Here is a 15,508-nt window from a genome sequence, read left to right on the forward strand (position 1 = left end):
GGAACATCATATGTAGAAGGAAACAAAAATCCTTCTACCGGATAGTCGGTAGCTCGTGTGCTCTGCATATCTGCAGGCAAACTATAAACCTTCGCCGCCTCTAAGAAATCCTGCTCCTTAGCAATACCCAACCGATCCAGTCGTTTCGCAATTTGCGACACGGTAAATCCTTCCGGGATCACCACCTCCCGAGCAGCGGGTCGTCCGTCACGCAAAGCGGCGATTACGGCCGGCATCGACATGTTCGTCATAAGATCGTAATGCCCTTCCTGGAGTTTATCGGCGTTCCCGCTCAAGTATAGTGCGGCACGAAAGATATGCGGATTCCAAATGATATTCTTATCTGCAAGGATTTGGGCTATTTCCGCTCCCGTTTGCGCCGCCTCGATCCGTACCGTTACAGGTTTGCTTTGTACCAACGGATTTTTACCGTAAAGCAGAGCGCCTCCTGCGACGAGTAGAACAAACAGTATTGAAATACTGATTATTTTCTTCATATATACCTCAATGCGTTCATTTTAAAGTTGTTTTTTTATTATAGCACATCTCTAAAATGTGCTTTTAGCATCTTCTCAATGACAATACAATGGCGATTCCAACCGCCATTGGTATGTTTGCGTTGCGGTGGTAAAAGAGACTGTTCCCGGCGGCATGTCAACAGATTCACGCCAAGTAATTGGACCGGCGTATTTTTCTTGGTATTTTTTGATATTGGCATTTTTATGTCCGCGCACTTTACTGGCATCACGTGTTGCGTAAGTGATTGTCACCGGCCCGCACGTCTGCCGTAAACCTTTTTTTAATTCCTGCGCGTACGATCGAGCGATAGCCAACTCTCCCAACGCCGGATGATACGGTCCCGCGACATACGCAGCATGCGAATCCAAATCTTGCGTCGCCTGCAAACCGATCCGAATGACAGGAATGTTATGTTTTGCTAAATATCGTCTCCACCATGTGCTGACAAAAATCGCCTGTGCAAGCGTAAGAGGCCTATAATCGCCGTTACGATATTGTCGTTCCAGCAATGTATCACGCAGCACTAACGCCGGATAAATTCGCACAAAATCAGGGGTCAAAGCGACCGTTGCCCGAATGGTCTTGCGCAATGTCGCAAAAGTTTCGCCGTAAAGACCGGGCAAAAGTTGTATACCTACCTGCATACCGCCTCCGCGAAGAATTTCTATCGCTTTCGCCACCACCGCACTGCGATGGCCGCGACGGGCCTGCCATAAAACGCTGTCATCTAAACTTTGCACACCGAGCTCTACCGTACGTACGCCGTGCGCATATAAAAAAGCGGTATTTTCGACACTAATGCAATCCGGCCGCGTAGAAAGACGCAATGCGGCCACATCACCTTTTTCCCATGCATATTTGGCCGGCGCGAGCAGTGTCCGCTGCCGCTCTTCACTGAGCGCGGTAAAAGAGCCGCCGTAGAACGCTACCTGCCAACGATACGGCCGCGCCGTCGAAGCAAGATATTCCGCAATCGTTTTCGCGACCATAGCCGGCGTAGTACGCTCTGTCTGTGCCGTTAATTTCCACTGGTTGCAAAAACTGCAACGATACGGACAGCCGTCATGCGGAATAAAGATGGGAATAATCGCTTCTCTCATTGTAAAAAAAGCGCGGTCACGACCGCGCTCCTCCATTTGTCTGTAACTTTTGCAATGCGGCTTGCGCTGCTTGTTGCGCGGCCGCTTTTTTGCTTTTCCCTACACCGGAGGCGACTGCCTCGCCATTCAATTCCACTTCCATATAAAACGTTTTATCATGATCCGGACCTTCATCACGCAGCAAATTATAACGGAGATCCACATCTCCATCCTGCTGCAAAAACTCCTGCAATTCTGTTTTATAGTCGCGCGTGTAATCACCGCTGTCAATCAGATCCAGGTACGGTTTCAAATGCTCCATGATAAATTCCGTGGCCGTTTCGTATGATGTATCAAGATAAATCGCGCCAACCACCGCTTCAAATGCATCCGCCAGAATCGATGCCCTTTGTCGTCCCCCGGTGTGTTCTTCGCCTTTACCCAGTCGCAAGGTTTCACCCAAGTGAAATTTACGGGCGCAAGAAGCCAAAGCAGGCTCGCAAACCGCGCTCGCTTTGGCGCGTGTCAAATCCCCTTCGGGCCAAGCCGGGTATTTACGAAAAAGATACTCTCCAATCACCAAGTCCAGCACGGCATCGCCTAAAAATTCGAGCCGCTCATTATCATGTATCCCCTGTTGCCGATGTTCATTCGCATAGGATGTATGCGTCAGGGCCGTACTCAAAAGGGAATGATCCTGCACCGGGATATGATGTTCAGCGGCAAAATTTTGAATCTGTTTACGCCGTACTTCCGATGGAGTCATCAGTCATTTCCTTCCGGTTTGCGCATTATAATCACCGCATTTTGACCACCGAAGCCGAATGAGTTCGACATGGCCGCACGTACTTTCACTTTGCGCGCGCCTTCCGTCACATAGTCCAAATCACAATCCGAATCCGGATGTTTCAAGTTGATCGTCGGATGAACTTCGTCGTTTTCAATCGAAAGCGCCATAACAACCGCTTCCACAGCACCGGCAGCACCGAGTAAATGGCCGGTCATTGATTTGGTGGAGTTCACCACCAAACGATCCGCTTCCGCACCAAACAACGCGCGGATAGCGTGCGTTTCATTTTTATCATTGAGCGGTGTCGCCGTTCCGTGCGCATTGATATAATCAATATCCTGCACAGTTAATTGCGCATCCTGCAACGCTCTTTCCATGCACTTTTGAGCCTGGCGCCCTTCCGGAGCCGGTGCCGTAATATGGTACGCATCACCATTCGACGCATAGCCGCACAATTCCGCATAAATATGCGCGCCGCGTTCCACCGCATGATCCCATTCTTCCAACACAAGCATGGCCGCGCCCTCACCGAAAACGAAGCCGTCCCGTGTTGCATCAAACGGACGCGATGCTTCTTCCGGCTCACCGTCAAACGTGGAGAGCGCTTTCATTGCGATAAAGCCGGCGAACGGCAACGGACTAATGGCCGCTTCGGCACCACCCGCAATGACAATATCCGCATCACCGCAACGAATCATGCGCAACGCATCGCCAATCGCATTTGTCCCCGACGCGCATGCCGTCACATCCGTAATGACCGGACCTCGCACATCCAATGCAATAGAGATTTGACCGGCCGCCATGTTGGCGATCATCATCGGGATCGCAAACGGGCTGACGCGGGAAGGGCCGCGGTTCGCAAGACGATCCGCTGCTTCTTCGATCGTGGTGATACCACCGATACCGGTGCCGACCACCGCACCGATCCGATCATGGTCCAACGCGTTCCAATCAATCTTGGCGTCTTCCACCGCCATTTTGGCCGCGGCTACACCAAAATGAGCAAATCGATCCATATGACGCGCTTCTTTACGATCCATATAATCGGTCGCGGTAAAACCTTCGACTTCACCGGCAATACGCACGGCAAAATCCGTCGTATCAAACGCAGTGATCCGTTTAATACCCGACTTCCCAGCCAATAAATTTTGCCATACAGTCTCTTTGCCGATGCCGACCGGAGAAATAATACCAAGACCTGTTACTGCTACGCGCTTGCGCATATTTTCCACCTCGTCCAGTTTCATTATCTATGATTCATCACGCCTGCGTAAGTGCCTTTACATCTTTAATTGTAACACTTCATCATAATGGCATGTGTACTACTGTTATTATAAAGCTGTTGTGCCGTTCTAATCGACACACGCTGATCTTATGATAAAAGCATAAAACGGGAAAACCGGGAGGCGAGCGCTTCCCGGTTTCGACCTCAATTACGCAATATTCTTGTCAATGTAGTCGACCGTATCTTTAACGGTTTTAATTTTTTCGGCTACATCATCAGGGATTTCAATTTCAAATTCTTCTTCAAACGCCATAATCAATTCAACGATATCCAAAGAATCCGCGCCAAGATCATCAATGAAAGTGGAGTCGATTTGTACATCCGCTTCATCCACACCCAACTGTTCTACAACGATCGCGCGTACCTTTTCAAATGTATTGTTCATGGTTTCACCACCTTTCCGGTTTTGGTTTATTATATTACATCTAACGGGTTATGACAAACTGCCCGGTAGCGTCAACTACATAGCCATACCGCCGTTGACTTGCAACACTTGTCCGGTAATGTACTTCGCTTCATCGGAGGCCAAAAAACGCACCGCAGCGGCAATATCTTCCGGCTCTCCCATCGCTCCCAGAGGAATTTGCTTGATCAGACTCTCTTTGATTTTGTCCGGCAATCCTCTGGTCATATCTGTATGAATAAACCCGGGCGCAATCGCATTTACACGAATACCGCGCGCCGCAAATTCTTTCGCATTCGCTTTCGTCAGGCCGATAACGCCTGCTTTGGCAGCAGCATAATTGGCCTGACCGATATTGCCCGTCACACCGACGACGGAGCTCATGTTAATAATAACGCCGCGGCGTTGCTTAAACATATCGCCGATGACGGCTTGCGTCATCAAGAAAACACCTTTTAAGTTGGTGCTTAAAACAGCGTCCCAGTCGGCCTCTTTCATCCGCCGCACCAAGGTGTCGCGGGTAATACCGGCGTTATTTACCAGCACGTCAATGTGCGAAAATTCTTTTTGCGTTTCGGCCACAATGCGTTCCGCTTCCTCTTTTTGGGAAACGTCGCCCTGTACCAAAACGGCTTTTTGACCGCATGCTTTCACCGCTTGCGCCGCTTCTTCCGCCGCGCTTACATTGCTGGAGTAATTAATCGCAATGTCATAACCGGCCTGCGCCAACGCAACCGCCACTGCCTTCCCGATTCCGCGTGATGCTCCGGTAACAAGTGCTGTTTTAGTTGTCATTTTGTACCTCCCCAAAATATGTCAAAGTAGCCTCCAGGCTGGTAACATCTTCGACATGTTCCCGATGTACACCGGATTCGATTTTTTTCATAAAACCGCTTAAGACGGTGCCCGGACCTACTTCTACCACAGTATCTATACCTTTGGCTAAAAGTACATGCATGCTGTCCTCCCAAAGAACCGGGTGGGCTGCCTGTTCGATTAACGACTCGCGAATTTCCGCACTCGTATGAACCGGTTGCGCATGCACATTGGCGATCACGGGAATTTGCGCCTCTTTGATCTCGATTGTATGCAAGACTTGCGCCAATTTTTCGGCCGCCGGCTGCATCAATGTGCTGTGAAACGGTGCCGAAACCGGCAACGGAATCGCTCGACGCGCGCCCGCTTCTTTCATCTTCTCACACGCCGCCGCCACCGCGTCTATCGTCCCCGCAATGACGACCTGTCCGGGGCAATTGAAATTCACGGCCTGCACGATTTTGCCTTGTGCGGAAATCTCTTCGCAAATCGCGATAATCTTTTCGCGATCCAGGCGAATGATCGCCGCCATACCGCCCTCTCCGATCGGTACGGCTTCCTGCATGAACTTTCCGCGCGCGTGTACGGTACGTACCGCATCTACAAACGAAATCGAGCCCGCCGCCACAAGTGCTGAGTATTCTCCCAAGCTATGACCCGCAAGATATTCCGCGGTAATCCCCGCTTGTGCGAGCAGATCATAGGCCGCTACGCTTGCCGTCAAAATCGCCGGCTGGGTATACTGAGTCTGCTGTAATTTTTCTGCCGGACCTTCAAAAATTAATTCACTCAGCTTCCAGCCAAGCGCTTCATCCGCTTCTTCAAAACGGTTGCGTACGCTTTCATATTGCGCCGCCAAGTCCTGCATCATTCCTACTTTTTGCGAACCCTGACCGGGAAACAAAAATGCCGTTTTCATACCTTCACCTCGCTGATACGTTGCTGCGCGACGGCAGCTTCTTTGATAATCGAAGTAATAATTTCACGTACCGGTTTGATATCGTTCACTAAGCCTGCAATTTGTCCGACCATAATTGATCCTGTCTTCGTATCTCCCAAAATCGCCGCCCGGCGCAAACTCCCCGCACCAAGCCCTTCGATTTCCGCTAACGGCGCGTTGATGCTTTCCAGTTTTTCATACTGTCGGGAAAGAGCGTTGGCGATCACCCGCACCGGATGTCCCGTCGTGCGCCCGGTAATCACCGTCGAACGATCCCGTGCTTTCAAAAGCGCTTCCTTATATGCCGGATGGGCAATACATTCTTCACTGGCTACAAAGCGTGTACCCATCTGCACTCCGACCGCTCCCAATGCCAACATAGCGATCAAAGCCCGGCCATCGGCAATACCGCCGGCCGCAATAACGGGCAATTCTACTGCATCTACCACTTGCGGTACCAGGGCCAAGGTGGTTACTTTGCCGACATGGCCGCCGCTTTCCAGTCCTTCTGCAATAACGGCATCTACTCCGACGCCTGCCAACCGTTTGGCTAACGCCACAGCGGAAACGACAGGAATGACTTTGGCGCCGGACGCTTTAAAACGCTCAATATACTTGCCCGGATTTCCCGCACCGGTTGTAATGACCGGCACTTTTTCCTCACAAACGACTGTTACACACTCTTCAACAAAAGGTGAACGCAGCATCAAATTGACACCGAAGGGTTTCTTCGTATGCGCTTTCACCTGACGGATCTGTTCACGAAGAAGATCGCCCGGCATATTACCGGCCCCAATCACACCGAGACCGCCGGCCTCCGAAACAGCGGAAGCCAATTCCCAAGTCCCGAGCCAAGCCATGCCACCTTGAATAATCGGTGCTTCAATTCCCAATAATTCTGTCAGTTTCGTTTTCATTCCGCTACCGCCATTCCATACAAAGGCTGGCCCAGGTTAAGCCGGCACCAAATCCCGCTAAGACGACCCGATCGCCGCTTTTAATTCGACCGGTATGCACCGCTTCATCCAACGCGATTGCAATCGATGCGCTGGACGTATTGCCGTAGCGATCCAAATTTTCAAAAATGCGTTCTGCGGGTAAAGAGGTTTTCTTGGCTGCGGCTTGAATGATCCGCTCGTTCGCTTGATGCGGGATCAAAAGATCCACGTCATCATAGGTAAGACCGCATTTAGTAAGCACTCTTCCGGTAGATTCTCCGATAACGTTTACCGCAAATTTAAAGACATCTTTACCGTTCATGCGAATCGCCATTTTCCGGTCGGCGAGTTCCGGATGCAAATCACCATGAAAAGGTCCGCCGAAAATCCCCAGTGCGCCGCGCCCGGAGCCGTCCGATCCGAGATCGATTCCGCCAATACCTCCGGTTGCCACTTCCCCTAAAACAACCGCTCCGGCGCCGTCACCGAAAAGCACACAGGTGTTTCGATCCGTCCAATCCACAAAGCGGCTCAATACTTCTGCGCCGACAACCAAAGCCTTCTGATATAAACCGGTAGCTAACATTTGACTTGCTACTGCAGTCGCATACACAAAACCGCTGCACCCGGCAGACAGGTCGAATGCGCCCGCCGCGGGAATCCCCAACATATCCTGTAAAGCGCAAGCTGTCGAAGGCGCGATAGTATCTTGCGTGCATGTCGCCACGACCACAAGATCAATTTCCCCTACAGTAACACCGGCGTCCGCCATTGCTTTTTCTGCCGCTTTTTTCGCTAACGAGACAGTCGATGTTCCGGGTTCGGCAATTCTCCGTTCACGAATGCCCGTGCGTGTCCGAATCCATTCATCTGACGTGTCCACCATTTTTTCTAAATCCGCATTGGTAAGGATATGTTCCGGCACATACGAGCCGGTTCCTAAAATTCCGATCCGGCGCAACATATTACTTTCCATCCGTTGCGGCCACCGTTTCTAAAGCTGTTTTGATATGTTCTACCATTTCTGAATCTGCAATATGTGACGCAAGCCGTACGGCATTTTGAATCGCCCTTGCCTTGGATGCACCGTGACAAATCACCAAACCGCCTTCCACTCCCAAAAGCGGTGCCCCGCCGTACTCCGCGTAATCTACTTTTTTCAACGCTTGCTTCAGCGCCGGCCGTAAAAGCCAACCGCCTAATTTAGCGCGCCAACCGTTTTTCATTACCGCATCTTTTAAAAGATGCATCATCATAGTGGCCATGCCTTCCGCAAATTTCAAAACGACATTGCCCGTAAAGCCGTCACACACAACGACATCGGCCACACGTTTCGGAATATCCCGTCCTTCGACGTTGCCGATAAACCGGTAAACCGATTGTTCTTGCATCTGAGGATATACTTCCGTAACGACATTACTGCCTTTGATCTCTTCGGTACCGATATTCAACAAACCGACGCGCGGCTCTACGACACCATATACTCGCTGCATAAACACATGCCCCAACAAAGCGTTCTGCAATAAATTTTCGGCACCCGGATTGGCGCTGGCCCCCGAATCAATCAAAAGCGTAGTGCCTCCATCCTGTGTCGGCAAAGGAGTTGCAATCGCCGGCCGACGAATTCCTTTGATACGCCCCAAGCCGAACAGACCTGCCGTTACCGCAGCCCCCGTTGAACCGGGCGCAACCAGCGCACCGCAATGCCCTTCTTTGACCAGCTTCGCGGCCACCACGATGGAGGCATCTTTTTTCTTACGATACGCCATCCCCGGATGTTCATCCATCCCGATGACTTGGCTTGCATGTTGAACTTTTACCAGGGGATCATTTGCCATTCCTGCTGCTTTGACGAGAGGCAAAATCTGCGCCTCATCCCCGACGAGAACCACCGGAATCCGCCAGGATCGAACCGCATCCAACGCTCCGCGAACAATTTCCACGGGCGCGTAATCGCCACCCATTGCATCTACTGCTATTGCTTTCATAGTCGCACCTCAGAATATGATTTTAAAATAAATTTAGCTCGAAACACTTCGGCGCAATCACGTAAACATTTGGCCCAAACGTAATGTTCCGAACCTCGCTGACGCACAACCGTAAGTTTCCAAACAAGTGTGTCACCAACGCGCACCGGCACTTTATATTTAATGTTCCCGACACCGCATACCGCACTGGGTAAATCCAACACTTTGTCCCCCAAAGCCGTTGCCATCCCGTAAAGCGTCTGGGCCGGTACAAATCCTGTGGCATCGACCAGATGAGGCGTCACCGTCAACATCGATAACGCGGAGCGTTTGGAATTGTATTCCAATAATTTACCGTATACCGCTTTTTGCTCCGTCGGGGGTGTGTTTTTAGCAGCGGCTTTGCGTAGCCGCACGCGTACTTCCGGTATATCCAACGCGGTTCTGTCCAAACGAATCGTCGCCACCGAAACGCCCAAGCCGTCCGCTAAGTCTTCATCCGTCAAAAACGGTTGCTCGCGCAGCATGGTGACGATCTTCTCTCGTCGCTGGTCTCTGACTAATTTCATGGCGACTCCTTTCGCTAAATTATCACTACATACTAATACCTAATGATAATTTTAACAAAAGTCACGTATCTCGCGCAACCAATCTGTGTAAATATCATAAATTTCAAATATTTCTACAAAAAAATTATCTGCTTTTGTAAAATAAAAAGAAGCGGCTTTGCCGCTTCTTTTTTGTTATTTGCGCAAATTCAACTTGTCCAAGAGATTACGATAGCGTTCGATATCTTTACGACGCAGGTAATCCAACAAACCGCGACGCTGACCAACCAATTTCAACAGGCCGCGACGGGAATGATGATCTTTCTTGTGCTCTTTCAAATGATCGGTCAGGTAGTTAATACGAGCCGTCAAGATCGCAATTTGCACTTCCGGAGAACCGGTGTCCGTATCGTGAACGCGGTTTTCCTCGATAAGTTTCTGTTTCTGTTCCAAAGTCAACATAGTAATTCCTCCTTGATTTCATCTGCGCTTTGCCAAGTATACCGTCGGAGATTCGGCCAACCGAGCAAAGTCGAAATTCACTTGTTAAGTTTACCTGAATTCAAGTGAAAAGTAAAGCTTTTATTTTCGTTTAAAAAATCACGGCAGCCCTTCCGCCATCAGACCTGCATACCGTTCCTGCAACGCTTTCGTGACCGGTCCGATCGTGCCGTCTCCCACCGTTTCTTTATCAATCTTCAGAACCGGAATAATGCCGTCGGTCGTGCTCGTATAGAATACTTCTTCCGCTTTCGCCAGATATTCCCGATCGATTTTACGCTCAATAACGGTGACGCCGCAACTCGGTGCTACTTTTGTAATGATCAGCTGGCGGGTGATACCTTTCAAAATCAAATCATCCGCGGGACGTGTCCACAAAATACCGTCACGTACCATGAAAACGTTCGAGCTGGTACCTTCCATTAATTCATCGCCACGGAACTGGAACGCTTCCGCGCATTTTTTATGACGCGCTTTTTCCGCTCCCAGTACGTTGGGAATCAAATTCAAGCTTTTGATGTCGCAATGCTGCCAACGGATATCATCAATGGTAATAACTTTCGCACCGTTTTCCGCCAATTCCGCTTTGTGGGGATTATCCTCGTTGACGTACATCAAAATATTGGGGGTAATACCTTCCGGGAACGCATGCACGCGCGGTGCGGTACCGCGGGTGATCTGCAGGTAAACGGAACCGTTTTGGATGCCGCTTTCTTCGACCAGAACATCGTGCAGCTCCGTCAACTCGTCCGGCGCGATCGTCGCCGGAATTTTCATGAGCCGCAGCGATCGGTAAAGACGATCGAGGTGGTACGAAAGAGCAAAGCATTTACCATTATGCACTTTCGTCACTTCATAAACACCGTCACCGAAGTAATAGCCGCGATCAAGCGGACTGATTTTAACTTGGTCCAGTGTCGTATATTCATAGTTATAAAAAGCAATATCTTTTCTTTTTTTCATTTCAACCGGAGCGACTGTTTGTTCCACTTTCATCCTCCTAAGCTTGCAAATCCTTAAGTATTTCCTGAATGTGAGTCGCGGGTTTTACGCCATGATAAATATGCGTAAGTACCCCTTGCTGATCCATAACAAAGGTCGAGCGGGCAATTTTTTCACCGGGATCTTCCGTTTGCAGCACGCCGAAATCGCGGCACATCTGCCCTTGGGGATCACTCAAGAGAGTAAATGCCAACTCTTCTTTCGCTTTGAAGTCCTGATGTGACCTTACATCATCGCGACTAATTCCGTATACGGCATAACCAAGCGTTTGGAAGTCTCCGATATAGCGCTGGAAATTTTGCGCTTCGAGAGTACAACCGGGTGTTTTATCCTTGGGATAAAAATACAAAATTACTTTTTGGCCCTTGAGGCTGTCTTTTGTTACCATTTGGCCATTATCGGCAAGTGCCGTAAACGCAGGTGCCGGTGCACCGACTTCTAAATTCGCCATGATTTCACCCCATCTAATGTATAGTTACGGAATAAGTTTATTATAAACAAGTGATATAAACGTGTCAAAGTTTCGTTTACCTCGCATTGACGCAACCGCGATAAATAAAGCCGCGCGCCGCATCTACCGTCACTCGTTCACCGGTCAGAAGACGTGTCAACGCCTGCTTCACTCCTACCACCGTCGGTTTTTTCCATTCCAGTCCGATCACGGCAGAGGGACTGGTCAATCCTTCTTCTACCGCGATAATGGCGCCGGCTTGCTGCACATAAGGCACGATATTTTCATCCATTGTGTCAACAACTAAAATATCGCCCGGCTGAAATACGGAAATATTTTGCGGCTTCGCCAAAACTATTTTTCCGGTAGCGGATCCGTTACCGACGCCCATTCCTTTCAAAAGGACCTGTCCTGCCACATGAACGCGAATCATATTAGTGGTGCCCTCTTTACCGGACGGAACACCGGCAGTGATGACGACCAGATCACCATCATCAATGACACCGGCGCGCAATGCGGCAGCGACCGTCATATTGACCATCCTATCAGTGTTTTCAGTGGATTCACCGATAATCGGCGTAACTCCCCAGTAAAGAGCTGCGCGGCGCAATGAACGCAAATGTGGGGATACCATAACAAGCGGACAGCCCGGGCGATATTTGGAAACCATGAGCGCTGTACGCCCCGATTCACTGGCCGTTAAAATGGCCTTGGCGTGCAAATTTTGCGCAATCGTTACCGTAGACTGACTGATGGCTTCCGTAGTCACCGCCATTTCATCCGGCAACGGCCGCGGACGTTGTTGGTACAGCGGGCTGCGTTCTGTATACTGCGCCACTTTGAACATGGTCTCGACTGCCGTCACCGGATATTTACCGTTCGCCGTTTCACCGCTGAGCATAATCGCATCGGTGCCGTCTAAAATCGCATTCGCAATATCGCTTGTCTCCGCACGAGTCGGCCGCGGATTGACAATCATCGATTCCAACATTTGGGTAGCCGTAATAACCGGTTTGCCCAGCCGATTACAAAGAGAAATCATTTCTTTTTGCAGCAGCGGCACACGTTCCGGCGGAATTTCCACGCCCAAGTCGCCGCGCGCCACCATCATTCCATCTGCTTGCTGCATAATGGACGCTATATTGCGTAAGCCTTCTTCATTTTCAATTTTAGCAATAACGCGAATATGGCTTCCGCCCGCTTGTTCGAGAAAGCGCTTAATCTCAACAATGTCATTCGCGCGTTGGATGAATGATGCCGCCACATAATCAACGTCTTTTGCGACGCCAAACAGCAGATCCTCTTTGTCGGCCTCGGAAAGCGCCGGCAATAACAACGGCAGCGAAGGACACGCTACTCGTTTCCGATCGCTGACAACGCCGGTATTTTCCACCACGGTCTTAATTTTGCCGGGTTTGACATCGGTAACCAGCAAACGAACCAAGCCGTCTGCCAACAGAATCGGTTGCCCCGGTCGTGTCTGCCGCCATAATTCCGGATAGGAGACGGTAGCCTGATGTTCATTGCCGAGAACAGTTTCACTTAGCAAGCTAAATGACGTTCCTTGTACGAGTTCGGTCGAGCCTTCGGCAAAAAAGCCAAGTCGCATTTCCGGTCCTTTGGTGTCCAACATCAAAGCGACCGGTGTTTTTAATTTCTCCGCCGCTGCTTTAACGGCCTCCATACGCCGTCCCTGTTCTTCATTCGTACCATGCGAAAAGTTGAACCGCGCCACATTCATACCGGCCGCAATCATGCGTTCCAGTACTCCCGGTGCATCGGTACCCGGACCTACGGTACAAACGATCTTGGTACGTTTGGACATGACCGAATCCATATTAGTCCTCCTCGAGTTGCGCCAACATTTCTTTTAAAACGATATGAACATCACCGACAATACCATAATCAGCGCGTTGAAAAATCGGAGCATTCGGGTCTTTATTGATTGCGATCACCATATCCGCGCCGCTGATTCCGGCAAGGTGCTGAATCGCACCGGAAATACCGAAAGCAAAATAAATTTTCGGGCCGACATTTTTGCCGGTTTGACCGACTTGATGAATGGACGGTTCCCAACCGGCATCAACGGCCGCACGCGAAGCCGCGACAGTACCGCCCAACTTCCGAGCCAACGTGTGCAATTTTTGAAATGCTTCCGCCGACCCCATACCGCGACCGCCGCTGATAATAATCTCCGCATCTTCGAGATTGACCTCTTCCTGCGGTACATGTTCGTAATCCGTACGAAGTGTACGAATGGTACCTGCGGGGATTTCTACTGCTAATGTCTCAACACGCCCTTTTCGAGACGAATCCGGCGCCGGTTTCGGAAATACGTTCGGGCGCACCGTACCCATTTGCGGTCGGTGTTTCGGACAAATGATATCCGCTAAAATATTGCCTCCCAGCGCAGGACGCGTCCATGTCAACGAACGCGTTTCGGAATCCATCTTAATATCGGTGCAGTCGGCCACTACGCCGCATTGCAGTCGCGCCGAAAGGCGCGGTGCCAGATCTCGTCCGTTGTGGGTGGCTCCGATTAAAATCGCAGCGGGTTGGACTTCACGGCACAGCTGCTCGAGTGCATAGGTGTATCCTTCTGTCGAATACTCTTTTAATTCGCTCGCCGTCAAATAATGCACCACGTCTGCACCGACCGCGATGAGATCTTGCGTCAAGCCTTCTACATCTTTCCCGATGAGCACGGCATGAACTTCTTCCCCGCTCACTTCCGCCAATTCGTGTGCTTTACCGATCAGTTCCATGGTAACCGGTCGCAGCTTCCCTTCAAAATGCTCCGCGACAACATAAAGGTGATGTGCTTGTTCGTTCATTGGGCACCTCCTTGGCGTTGGAAACCGCGCTCTTTGAGTTTGGTGAGCAAAGCCTGCACCGCTTGTGGCTCGGACAAATCAGCAAAAATCTCGCCGCGGCTGTGCCCTTCCGGCGTATACACACGACGCACCTGCGTCGGCGAACCGACCATACCGATTCGTTCCGGTTCAACAGGAAGATCCGCCGCCGTGAGCGTTTTTATTTCCGCCGTGCGTGCTGCAATCAGCCCACGAAGTGAAGGATAGCGCGGCGTATTCAGATGTTTAGTAGTCGTCACCAGTACCGGCAATTCTACTTTTATCGTCTCGTAGCCGTCCTCATGCTCGCGTACGACTTGTGCCGTAGTTCCTTTCAGTGTAAAAGCTACGGCTCCGCTGACTTGCGGCCAGTCGAGCATTTCCGCAATTTGTGCCCCCACTTGCGCCGTATCTCCGTCAATGGCCTGTTTCCCGCAGAAAATCAAATCGAAAACACCGAGCGTACGAATCGCCGTTGCCAGCGTATACGCCGTCGCCAACGTATCGGCTCCGCCGAATGCGCGATCACTGATTAAATACGCATGATCGCACCCTTTGGCTAAACACTCTTTGAGCACTTCCTTCGCTTGCGGCGGCCCCATTGTAATAACCGTGACCGTCGCGCCATAACTGTTTTTTAATGCGAGTGCTTCTTCCACTGCGTGTTCATCAAAAGGATTCAAAATATTCGGCACACCCGCTCGTTGCAGTCGATTTGTTTTCGGATCCAGTTTGACCTGCGACGTATCCGGCACCTGCTTTACACACACTAAAATCTGCATTTAAGACTCCTTCATTCCAACCTTATCGTTTCCCAAAAGGGCTTGCAGCTTCGTAATCACTTCACGACTGCCATCAATATAGTACGCTTCATTCATTGGGACCGTCAGACCGGTTCGCTCCACAATTAATGTAACCGGTATCGTTCCGTGATGCGTCGTTAAAATAGTTGCCAAGGCTTGGCTCACAGAAACACCCTCATGCGCCGCGTCAATGTGCAAATTAATTTCTTTCGGCATCCTCCCCGGCGCAAGCGACACTTCCGACTCCGACACGTGCGGAGTCGAGCCCGTTGACTGCGCTTCCTCAGGTATCGCAGCGGATTTCATCGCGTTCCACTCCGGCACTACGACGGTTTGATTGGCGACCAGTTCCAGCGGATATACCGCCTGCGCAATAATTTTCGTTTCGCGCTCATTGGCTTGCGTCCGGCCTTCGATCAAAACAGCGGCGTCCACCGCTAACAATGCCGCGACGTCTTCCCAAAGATTAGGGAAAACCACGACTTCGATATTGGCCCCGAAGTCTTCTACCGTGGCAAAGCCCATTTGCTCATTGCGTTTCGTCAAAAGCCGACGTAAAGCCGTTACTGTGCCGCCAATCCATACTTTTCTCTGATCATATGCCTCACCGTTTT

18 protein-coding genes are annotated in these 15,508 nt (G+C 50.5%); all 18 read right to left on the minus strand.

Features of this window, described 5'->3' with window-relative positions; all coding sequences use genetic code 11:
• Window positions 1-497, minus strand: a 497-nt coding sequence (locus tag KH813_RS02910; protein WP_303993012.1) for an endolytic transglycosylase MltG, incomplete at its 3' end; no start/stop codon positions are given.
• Between the two features lie 75 nt (window positions 498-572).
• Entirely contained in the window at window positions 573-1,655 is a 1,083-nt protein-coding gene (locus KH813_RS02915) for an elongator complex protein 3 (RefSeq protein ID WP_303993014.1), read from the minus strand.
• A complete protein-coding gene (gene rnc / locus KH813_RS02920; RefSeq protein ID WP_303993016.1) occupies window positions 1,636-2,364 on the minus strand; it encodes a ribonuclease III in 729 nt (242 codons plus the stop codon). The genes KH813_RS02915 and rnc overlap by 20 nt, the downstream gene beginning before the upstream one ends.
• On the minus strand, window positions 2,364-3,611 hold the full coding sequence (gene fabF, locus KH813_RS02925; RefSeq protein ID WP_303993019.1) for a beta-ketoacyl-ACP synthase II: 1,248 nt from the start codon (window positions 3,609-3,611) through the stop codon (window positions 2,364-2,366). Before fabF ends, rnc begins: the two co-directional genes overlap by 1 nt.
• Before the next feature lie 210 nt (window positions 3,612-3,821).
• The gene (locus tag KH813_RS02930; protein WP_024049256.1) at window positions 3,822-4,058 is read right to left on the minus strand and encodes an acyl carrier protein; all 237 of its coding nucleotides are present in this window, start codon (window positions 4,056-4,058) and stop codon (window positions 3,822-3,824) included.
• Between the two features lie 75 nt (window positions 4,059-4,133).
• On the minus strand, window positions 4,134-4,871 hold the full coding sequence (gene fabG, locus KH813_RS02935) for a 3-oxoacyl-[acyl-carrier-protein] reductase (protein WP_303993022.1): 738 nt from the start codon (window positions 4,869-4,871) through the stop codon (window positions 4,134-4,136).
• Entirely contained in the window at window positions 4,861-5,811 is a 951-nt protein-coding gene (fabD, locus tag KH813_RS02940) for an ACP S-malonyltransferase (protein WP_303993025.1), read from the minus strand. Before fabD ends, fabG begins: the two co-directional genes overlap by 11 nt.
• Window positions 5,808-6,749 carry an enoyl-[acyl-carrier-protein] reductase FabK gene (fabK, locus tag KH813_RS02945; RefSeq protein WP_303993028.1) on the minus strand — a complete coding sequence of 314 codons (942 nt, stop codon included), beginning with the start codon at window positions 6,747-6,749 and terminating at the stop codon, window positions 5,808-5,810. The genes fabD and fabK overlap by 4 nt, the downstream gene beginning before the upstream one ends.
• A 4-nt stretch (window positions 6,750-6,753) precedes the next feature.
• Window positions 6,754-7,746 carry a beta-ketoacyl-ACP synthase III gene (locus KH813_RS02950; protein WP_303993030.1) on the minus strand — a complete coding sequence of 331 codons (993 nt, stop codon included), beginning with the start codon at window positions 7,744-7,746 and terminating at the stop codon, window positions 6,754-6,756.
• Window positions 7,736-8,758 (minus strand): phosphate acyltransferase PlsX, encoded by a 1,023-nt coding sequence (gene plsX / locus KH813_RS02955; protein ID WP_303993032.1) that lies wholly within the window; start codon window positions 8,756-8,758, stop codon window positions 7,736-7,738. The genes KH813_RS02950 and plsX overlap by 11 nt, the downstream gene beginning before the upstream one ends.
• Window positions 8,755-9,306: a DeoR family transcriptional regulator gene (locus KH813_RS02960; protein ID WP_024049262.1), complete on the minus strand. Its 552-nt coding sequence runs from the start codon at window positions 9,304-9,306 to the stop codon at window positions 8,755-8,757. Before KH813_RS02960 ends, plsX begins: the two co-directional genes overlap by 4 nt.
• Before the next feature lie 174 nt (window positions 9,307-9,480).
• Complete coding sequence (rpsO, locus tag KH813_RS02965; RefSeq protein ID WP_024049263.1) at window positions 9,481-9,747, minus strand: 30S ribosomal protein S15; 267 nt, start codon at window positions 9,745-9,747, stop codon at window positions 9,481-9,483.
• 138 nt (window positions 9,748-9,885) lie between these two features.
• Complete coding sequence (dat, locus tag KH813_RS02970; protein WP_303993037.1) at window positions 9,886-10,776, minus strand: D-amino-acid transaminase; 891 nt, start codon at window positions 10,774-10,776, stop codon at window positions 9,886-9,888.
• Window positions 10,777-10,786: 10 nt separating this feature from the next.
• A complete protein-coding gene (locus KH813_RS02975) occupies window positions 10,787-11,239 on the minus strand; it encodes a peroxiredoxin (protein WP_303993040.1) in 453 nt (150 codons plus the stop codon).
• A 76-nt stretch (window positions 11,240-11,315) separates the two neighbouring features.
• Window positions 11,316-13,076 (minus strand): pyruvate kinase, encoded by a 1,761-nt coding sequence (gene pyk / locus KH813_RS02980; RefSeq protein WP_303993042.1) that lies wholly within the window; start codon window positions 13,074-13,076, stop codon window positions 11,316-11,318.
• 1 nt (window position 13,077) lies between these two features.
• The gene (locus KH813_RS02985) at window positions 13,078-14,073 is read right to left on the minus strand and encodes an electron transfer flavoprotein subunit alpha/FixB family protein (protein WP_303993045.1); all 996 of its coding nucleotides are present in this window, start codon (window positions 14,071-14,073) and stop codon (window positions 13,078-13,080) included.
• Complete coding sequence (locus tag KH813_RS02990) at window positions 14,070-14,873, minus strand: electron transfer flavoprotein subunit beta/FixA family protein (RefSeq protein ID WP_303993048.1); 804 nt, start codon at window positions 14,871-14,873, stop codon at window positions 14,070-14,072. Before KH813_RS02990 ends, KH813_RS02985 begins: the two co-directional genes overlap by 4 nt.
• Window positions 14,874-15,508: OB-fold nucleic acid binding domain-containing protein (locus KH813_RS02995; RefSeq protein ID WP_303993051.1), on the minus strand; the 635-nt coding region annotated here is incomplete at its 5' end.

Origin of the sequence: Negativicoccus succinicivorans (assembly GCF_018373335.1) — a bacterium.
Classification (GTDB): domain Bacteria; phylum Bacillota; class Negativicutes; order Veillonellales; family Negativicoccaceae; genus Negativicoccus; species Negativicoccus succinicivorans_A.

Excerpts from the sequence above, each read along its gene's own strand:
- KH813_RS02915 (WP_303993014.1), bottom strand. The coding sequence starts at position 1,655 with ATGGAGGAGCGCGGTCGTGACCGCGCTTTTTTTACAATGAGAGAAGCG.
- rnc (WP_303993016.1), bottom strand. The coding sequence starts at position 2,364 with ATGACTCCATCGGAAGTACGGCGTAAACAGATTCAAAATTTTGCCGCT.
- pyk (WP_303993042.1), bottom strand. The coding sequence starts at position 13,076 with ATGGATTCGGTCATGTCCAAACGTACCAAGATCGTTTGTACCGTAGGT.
- fabK (WP_303993028.1), bottom strand. The coding sequence starts at position 6,749 with ATGAAAACGAAACTGACAGAATTATTGGGAATTGAAGCACCGATTATT.
- KH813_RS02985 (WP_303993045.1), bottom strand. The coding sequence starts at position 14,073 with ATGAACGAACAAGCACATCACCTTTATGTTGTCGCGGAGCATTTTGAA.
- fabF (WP_303993019.1), bottom strand. The coding sequence starts at position 3,611 with ATGCGCAAGCGCGTAGCAGTAACAGGTCTTGGTATTATTTCTCCGGTC.
- KH813_RS02990 (WP_303993048.1), bottom strand. The coding sequence starts at position 14,873 with ATGCAGATTTTAGTGTGTGTAAAGCAGGTGCCGGATACGTCGCAGGTC.
- fabG (WP_303993022.1), bottom strand. The coding sequence starts at position 4,871 with ATGACAACTAAAACAGCACTTGTTACCGGAGCATCACGCGGAATCGGG.
- KH813_RS02930 (WP_024049256.1), bottom strand. The coding sequence starts at position 4,058 with ATGAACAATACATTTGAAAAGGTACGCGCGATCGTTGTAGAACAGTTG.
- KH813_RS02950 (WP_303993030.1), bottom strand. The coding sequence starts at position 7,746 with ATGGAAAGTAATATGTTGCGCCGGATCGGAATTTTAGGAACCGGCTCG.
- fabD (WP_303993025.1), bottom strand. The coding sequence starts at position 5,811 with ATGAAAACGGCATTTTTGTTTCCCGGTCAGGGTTCGCAAAAAGTAGGA.
- KH813_RS02975 (WP_303993040.1), bottom strand. The coding sequence starts at position 11,239 with ATGGCGAATTTAGAAGTCGGTGCACCGGCACCTGCGTTTACGGCACTT.
- KH813_RS02960 (WP_024049262.1), bottom strand. The coding sequence starts at position 9,306 with ATGAAATTAGTCAGAGACCAGCGACGAGAGAAGATCGTCACCATGCTG.
- plsX (WP_303993032.1), bottom strand. The coding sequence starts at position 8,758 with ATGAAAGCAATAGCAGTAGATGCAATGGGTGGCGATTACGCGCCCGTG.
- rpsO (WP_024049263.1), bottom strand. The coding sequence starts at position 9,747 with ATGTTGACTTTGGAACAGAAACAGAAACTTATCGAGGAAAACCGCGTT.